The organism is Nitrospirillum amazonense (genome assembly GCF_007828045.1).
Lineage (GTDB): Bacteria > Pseudomonadota > Alphaproteobacteria > Azospirillales > Azospirillaceae > Nitrospirillum > Nitrospirillum amazonense_C.
In genome coordinates this window covers 1-7,133 of the sequence record NZ_VITN01000053.1, presented here as the reverse complement: position 1 = coordinate 7,133, position 7,133 = coordinate 1, and the positions used below count along the sequence as shown (strand labels likewise).

5 protein-coding genes are annotated in these 7,133 nt (G+C 66.1%); 4 read left to right on the top strand and 1 reads right to left on the bottom strand.

The genetic code is table 11. The features are described 5' to 3' along the window. Positions 1 to 103: 103 nt before the first annotated feature. The gene (locus FBZ89_RS30340; protein ID WP_145754817.1) at positions 104 to 2,908 is read right to left on the bottom strand and encodes a hybrid sensor histidine kinase/response regulator; all 2,805 of its coding nucleotides are present in this window, start codon (positions 2,906 to 2,908) and stop codon (positions 104 to 106) included. A gap of 300 nt (positions 2,909 to 3,208) precedes the next feature. On the opposite strand from FBZ89_RS30340, the gene FBZ89_RS30335 reads away from it, so the two are divergent. From FBZ89_RS30335 to FBZ89_RS30320, 4 genes are all read left to right on the top strand, one after another. After that, a complete protein-coding gene (locus tag FBZ89_RS30335) occupies positions 3,209 to 5,197 on the top strand; it encodes a hypothetical protein (protein WP_145754816.1) in 1,989 nt (662 codons plus the stop codon). 91 nt (positions 5,198 to 5,288) lie between these two features. Beyond that, positions 5,289 to 6,362, top strand: coding sequence for a DNA polymerase IV (gene dinB, locus FBZ89_RS30330; RefSeq protein ID WP_145754814.1), 1,074 nt, complete (start codon positions 5,289 to 5,291; stop codon positions 6,360 to 6,362). Between the two features lie 61 nt (positions 6,363 to 6,423). Then, positions 6,424 to 6,696 carry a hypothetical protein gene (locus FBZ89_RS30325; protein WP_145754813.1) on the top strand — a complete coding sequence of 91 codons (273 nt, stop codon included), beginning with the start codon at positions 6,424 to 6,426 and terminating at the stop codon, positions 6,694 to 6,696. 2 nt (positions 6,697 to 6,698) lie between these two features. Further along, positions 6,699 to 7,052 carry a putative toxin-antitoxin system toxin component, PIN family gene (locus FBZ89_RS30320; RefSeq protein ID WP_145754811.1) on the top strand — a complete coding sequence of 118 codons (354 nt, stop codon included), beginning with the start codon at positions 6,699 to 6,701 and terminating at the stop codon, positions 7,050 to 7,052. The last annotated feature ends 81 nt before the right edge of the window (positions 7,053 to 7,133 follow it).

The window sequence follows — 7,133 nt, the reverse complement described above, 5'->3', positions numbered from 1 at the left end:
ACGCCTAAACCACGCTTCATGAACCGCCGTATACGGAACCGTACGTACGGTGGTGTGGGAGGGGGGAGGTGTGAACCTTCCCCCTACCCGATTGGGCGAGGGCCTACGCCCCCAGCATCTTGCGGACCTTGGCGCCCAGGGCCTCCAGCGTGAAGGGCTTGGCCAGGATATCCATGCCGGGCTGCAGGAAGCCGGCGCGGGCCGTGGCGTTCCCGGCATAGCCGGTGATGAACAGCACTTTGAGGTGGGGGCGGAACTGTCGGGCGATTTCCGCCAGCTGGCGGCCGTTCATGTTGGGCAGGCCCACGTCGGTCACCAGCAGGTCGATGGCGCGCCGGGATTCCAGGTGGGGGATGGCGCCCCGCGCGTCGGCCGCCTCGATATGGCGGTATCCCAGGTCCTCCAGCACGTCGATGACCAGCATGCGCACCGTGCTGTCATCCTCCACCACCAGCACCGTCTCCCCCAGCCCGGGCGGGGCGGCGGGCTCGGGCGGCGGCGCCTCCGTCTCTTCCGGTGGGGCCCGGCGCAGGGTCAGGGTGACGGTGGTGCCCTGACCGACCTCGCTGTCGATATGGACATGGCCACCGGATTGGCGGGCATAGCCGTAGATCATCGATAGACCCAGGCCCGTGCCCTGGCCGATGGGCTTGGTGGTGAAGAAGGGATCGAAGGCCTTTTCCCGCACCGAGGGCACCATGCCCATGCCCGTATCCGACACTTGGACCACGACATAATCGCCGGCGGTGCGCTTTTCCGCCCCGTCGCTGCTCTCGCCCAGGGTCTGGTTGGCGGTGGTGATGGTCAGATGGCCCCCGCCCGGCATGGCGTCGCGGGCGTTCAGCGCCAGGTTCAGCAGCGCGCTTTCGAACTGGTTGGCGTCGGTCAGCGCCGGCCACAGGCTGGGGGCCAACCGCGTTTCCAGGGTGATGTCCGCCCCCAATGTTCGACGCAACACGTCGGCGAAATTGACGACCAGGGCGTTCACGTCCTGGGGGCGGGTATCCAGCGACTGCCGCCGGGCGAACGCCAGCAGGCGATGGGTCAGGGCCGCAGCCCGCTGCACCGCCGTTGACGCCGCCTCCAGATAGCGGTCCAGCCCTTCCGCGCGCCCCGCGTCTACCCGGCGGCGGATCAGCTCCACAGCGCCCGAGATGCCCATGAGCATGTTGTTGAAATCGTGGGCGATGCCGCCGGTCAGTTGGCCCAGCGCCTCCATCTTTTGCGCCTGGCGCAGCTGTTCCTCGGCCGCGTGGCGGGCGGTCACGTCCATGGCCTCCGGCACGATGGCGATGACCTCCCCCGCCCCGCCGAGCACCGGCCGCAATGAGAAGTCGAAGATGTGCCGGCCGGCGGGCAGGTTGATGATGACCTCCCGGCGCACGGTGCGTCCCGCCCGCACCAGGGGCAGGGCCGTGCGCACCAGGTCGGGCATGCCCGGCGTGGCGGTGAACCACGGCGTCTCCCAGAAGGGCATGCCCACCACATCTTCCCGCCGCGCGCGGATGCCGGCCAGCGAGGTGGGGTTGGCGTCCAGCACGATGCCCTCGGGCGACAGCAGGCCCTGATGCTGGTAGCTGGTGTTGAAGACGGAGCGCAGCCGCGCCTCCGACCGCTCCAGGGCCTGGGCCTGCTCCCGTTCCCGCGTCACGTCGCGGCCAGCGGCATAGATCAGCCCACCCTCCGGCGCCGCCACCCAGCCGATCCAACGATAGCTGCCATCGCGATGGCGGCAGCGGGCCTCGACATTGTTCAGCGCCTCCCTTGAGGCGTGGGCCAGGGCGTTGGCCTTCAACTCCCGGTCGTCCGGATGTGTCAGGTCCAGATAGTGCTTGCCGATCAGCTCCTCAGGCTCCCAGCCCAGGATGGTGCGCCAGGCGGGGTTGGCGGCGCGGAAGACGCCATCGGGGCTGACGACCAGCAGCAAGTCCTGGGCATTGTTCCAGGCGCTGTCCCGCTCCCGCGTGCGCTCCGCCACCTGGCGTTCCAGGGTCTCATTCATATGGGCCAAGGCTTCGGTAGCGGCCTTCTGGTCTTGGATATCGGTGGTGGTGCCCAGCCAGCGCAGGATGGCGCCACCCTCGTCGCGGATGGGGACGGCGCGCGCCAGGTGCCAGCGATAGACGCCGTCGGCCCGGCGCAGGCGGAACTCCGCCGTGTAGGTCCCGCCCGCCTTCACGGCGGCGGCCCAGCCTCCGGCGGCCCGGGCCAAGTCGTCCGGATGGGTCACCCAGGTCCACGCCTGACCGTCCAGGGCGCCGGTGGGCGCGCCGGTATAGGCATAGGCGTGCGGGTTGAACCAGTCGAGATTTCCCTCCGGTGTGGCGGTCCACACCAGCGCGGGCATGGCCTCCGCCAATGTGCGGAACTGGGCCTCGCTGTCGCGTAGGCGCTGCAGGGCCATCACGCGGTCCGTCGTCTCATCGACGATGCAGACCACGCCCTCCACCTCCCCCGCCTCGTTGCGCGCGGGGGAGTAGGAGATGTCGAAATAGACGGTCTCGATATAGCCCTTGCGCTCAATACGGAAGGGGCGGTCCTTGGCCACCACCGTTTCACCATCGCGGGCCTGTCGCAGCAACGGCTCCAGATCGTCCCACAGCTCCGTCCAGTACTCGCGGGCGGGGCGTCCCAGGGCGCGGGGGTGCTTGTTGCCGATGGTGGGGGCATAGGCGGCATTGTAGAGGGCCACGAACTCCGGCCCCCAGAACATGACGATCTGGGCCTGGGCCGGCAGGATCAGGCTGACCGCGCCCTTCAGGGTGGGGGACCAGCCCGCCACCGGGCCCAGCGGCGAGGTGGACCAGTCCATGGCCCGCATCTGCGCGCTGATGGCGCAGTCGCCGTCCGGGAACGGCATGCCGCTCCGGCCATCCACCTCGTCCCGCACCGCCGCTCCCTTTCTCACCACCCAACTCCGCCTGAAAACCCGGCCCGGACCTTTGCTCAGGCAGCAAACTAGGCTGAACAGCCTTGTCTTACAGGGCGGCTCCGTCAATCGCGCCGCTGGTAGCGGGCGAACCCGTCTTTCGTCCTACGACGGCATCGGCGGGCCTAGCCCTTCGGCTTGGTGGGCATCTGCCGGCTTGAGTGGCATGGGAATAAATGTGATTAATGGAACGTTACCGCTAACATTCCTATTCCGGGTTCTGGAAATCGTTTTCATCCGGAAGATTGACCATAAAAATGAGCGATAGGGAGTGAATCCATGAAACGCGCGTTCCGGGCCGCGGCCTGTGCCGCCTTGCTCAGCCTGCCGCTGACCGCCCTGCCGGCACCGCCCATGGCGGCGGCCAAGGCAGCCTCGCCGGCGTACGGGAACTTCCGGGTGGCGATCTATATCGCTGTCACCAGCACCCGCCAACTGGCCGACAAGGCCACCTTCGACCGCGAGTTCGAGCGGGCGATGCGGCAGACCCATTTCAACAAGGTCTACCTTGAGGTCTATCGCAACCACGTCTTCGCCACCGACGAGGAGGTGATCCGCGTCAAGAAGTGGTTCGAGGAAAAGGGCGTGCAGGTGTCCGGCGGCATCACCCTGGCCGCGGGCGGCGAGGGCGGGCAGTTCGGCACCTTCGACTATGAGAAGCCGGCCGACCGCGAGGAATGCGCCAAGGCGGCGGCGCTGGCCGCCAAGCATTTCGACGACGTGATCCTGGACGATTTCTTCTTCTATGCCAGCAAGAGCGACGCCGACATCGCCGCCAAGGGCAACCGCAGCTGGACCCAGTACCGGCTGGAGACCATGCGCCAGGTTGCGCGCGACCTGGTGCTGAAGCCGGCGAAGGCGGCCAACCCCAAGGTCCGCATGATCGTCAAGTACCCCAACTGGTACGAGCACTTCCAGGGCGCGGGCTACGATTTGGAGCAGGAGTCCCAGGACTTCGACGCCATCTACACCGGCACCGAGACGCGCGACCCGGTGATCACCGACCAGCTGCTGCAACAGTACGAGAGCTATGAGATCTACCGCTACTACAGCAACATCCGTCCGACGGACGCGGCAGGGGGCGTCGGCAACGGTGGCGGCTGGGTCGACACCTATTCCACCCTGTACGTCGATCGCTATGCCGAGCAGCTGTGGGACACGCTGTTCGCCAAGGCGCCGGAAATCACCCTGTTCAACTGGCGCCCCATGTCGGAGGCCGAGGCGGTGAAGCCGGGTGACCGCCAGGCCTGGGCCGGGCTGCCCACCAGCTTCCGCTGGCAGGAGATGGTCTCAGGTTATAAGGCTGGTCCCGAGGCCCCCGGTTCCCAGGCCAAAGACCCCGGCCCCGGCTGGGGCCGCGTCGCCGGCTATGCGCTGGAGACGGTGGACAAGGACCTGGGCAAGCTGGGCAAGCCCATCGGCATCGCCAGCTACAAGCCCTATCAGTCCTCCGGCGAGGATTTCCTGCACAACTATCTGGGTACCATCGGCATCCCGATCGAACTCAGCCCCAAGTTCCCCACCAATGCCGACGTGGCCCTGCTGACCCAGGCGGCGGCGCAGGACCCCAGGATCGTGGATGAGATCAAGGGCAACCTGGTGGCGGGCAAGACGGTGGTCATTACCTCCGGTCTACTGTCTGCGCTCAAGGGGAAAGGCATCGAGGACATCGCGGAGGTGTGGGACACGGGCCGCAAGGTGGCCATCCATGACTTCATCAACGGCTACGGCGCCGGCAACGGCGACAGCCTGAACGACCCGGCGCATGACAATCCCGCCGTGCTGTTCCCCGAGGTGCACTACTACACCAACGACAGCTGGCCCATCATCCGCGGCGTGGCCAACGCCAAGGGCTTCCCCATCCTGCTGATGAACCGGTATTCCAAGGGCGTCCTCTATGTCCTGACCATGCCGGACAACCCAGGCGACCTCTACAACCTGCCCCAGGGCCTGGTGACCGAGATCAAGAAGTACCTGCAGCAGGACTTCCCCGTGCGCCTGGACAGCCCGGACCATGTCAGCCTGTTCGCCTATGACAACGGCACCTTCGTGGTGGAGTCCTTCCGCGACCAGCCGGTGTCGGTGACCCTGTCGCTGCTGGGCCAGGGCGTGCATCTGCGCAACCTGTCCACCAACGCCGATATCGCCGCCACGCCGGCGGCGGCGCCCAAGGATGGCAAGTTCCGCCGCGACAACGTGGCCGCCCGCACCGACTTCGGCGTGACGGTGCAGCCGCATTCCTACCAGGTGTTCAAGATCGAGAAGTAAGGACGGCCTGCTGACGGCAACTGGGGAACAGATCAGCAGCTGTGATCTGTTCCCTTTCCGTTCATAGGTGATCTGCTAGGATGCCGGGGCCATGACCAGCCCCGGCATCCGCAAGATCATCCACGTCGACATGGACGCGTTCTATGCGTCGGTGGAACAGCGCGACAACCCGCATCTGCGCGGGCGGCCGGTGGCCGTGGGCTATGGTGCCAAGCGCGGCGTGGTGGCGGCGGCCAGCTATGAGGCGCGGGAGTATGGCGTGCGCAGCGCCATGCCCTCCACCACCGCCTTGCGCAAGTGCCCGCCCCTGATCTTCGTGCCGCCCCGGTTCGAGGTCTACCGCGCCATCTCCCGCCAGATTCGGGAGATCTTCGCCGATTACACCGACCTGATCGAACCCCTGTCGCTGGACGAGGCCTATCTGGACGTGACGGAAAACCGCCGGGGGATGCCCACGGCGACCGCCACCGCCACGGAAATCCGCGCCCGCATCAAGGCGGAGACGGGGCTGAACGCGTCGGCCGGTATCTCCTACAACAAGTTCCTGGCCAAGCTGGCCTCCGACCACCGTAAGCCCAACGGCCAGTTCGTGGTGCCGCCCGGCCATGGCGAGGCCTTCGTGGAAAACCTGCCGGTGGGCAAGTTCCACGGCGTCGGCCCGGTGACGGCGGAGAAGATGAACAGCCTGGGCATCCACACCGGCGCCGACCTGCGCCGCCAGACCGTCAGCTTCCTGCAGACCCATTTCGGCAAGTCCGGTCCCTGGTACCACGCCATCGCCCATGGCGAGGACCACCGGCCCGTCGTCTCCGACCGGCCGCGCAAATCCTCCGGCTCCGAAACCACCTTCCTGGAGGATTTGACGGAGCCGGCGGCGGTGGAGCAGGGCGTGCTGTCCATGGCGGACGAGGTGTGGGCCTGGTGCGAGAAGGCCCAGGCCTTCGGCCGCACCGTGACGGTGAAGATCAAGTACGGCGATTTCCGCCAGGCCACCCGCAGCCGCACCCTGGCGGCACCCGTGGTGTCGCAGGGCCTCTTGCGCGACACGGCCGTGGAACTGGTGCGCACCGTCTATCCCCTGCCCACCGGCGTGCGCCTGCTGGGCGTGACCGTCTCCAGCTTCGAGGCGTCCGGCCCGCCGGCGCAGCTGGAATTCGGGTTCTAGGCCTGGTTTGACCGTCCCATCCCTTGGCTTTAGAATGGAATAGATATGAGAGGACATCGCCATGGCCCCCACCAAGACCACGTTGGAAACCACAGATGTCAGTAAGCTGGGTGAGGCCGCGCTTCAGGCGGGCTTCCAGCGGGGCCGGCGCGTTCGCGTCTCAATCGAATATGTGGATGACTCTCGTCCGGTGGTGAAAGCCCGCCTGCGTGATGTACTCGCGCAGTATCCGGATGCTCCTGAAACGGCAGGCATGACGGAGAAGGAGATCATGGAATACGCCGCCCGTGTCACGGACGAGGCACGGAAGGTGACCAAGCCCCAGCGCCAGTAAGCATGCGCGTCATCCTGGACTGTAATATCGTCGTATCGGCCGCACTGCGCAGCATGACGTGTCTTCGCGTCATTGAGGGCGTGCTGGATGGCCATACACTGGTGCTGACGGCGGACATACTTTCTGAATACCGACGGGTGGCCGGATATAAAAAGTTCTCAGACGCCGCGCGTGCGAAGATGCTGGCTATCATTGAACGGGCCGCCGAGAGCGCCGAGATCATCACCACAACAGGACCGTTGCCTGATGTGGAAGCCATTGCCGACGAAGACGACGTCATCTATGTCGTGGCGGTTCATGTCGGCCGGGCTGATGTACTGGTGACCGGCAATCACCGGGACTTTAGGGTCTGTTGATAAATTATCGCTTCAATCTGGTCGGTGTGTTTGGCGAAATGGTGTAGTTCCATTCGCCATGGAAGTCATGTCGACGGATGT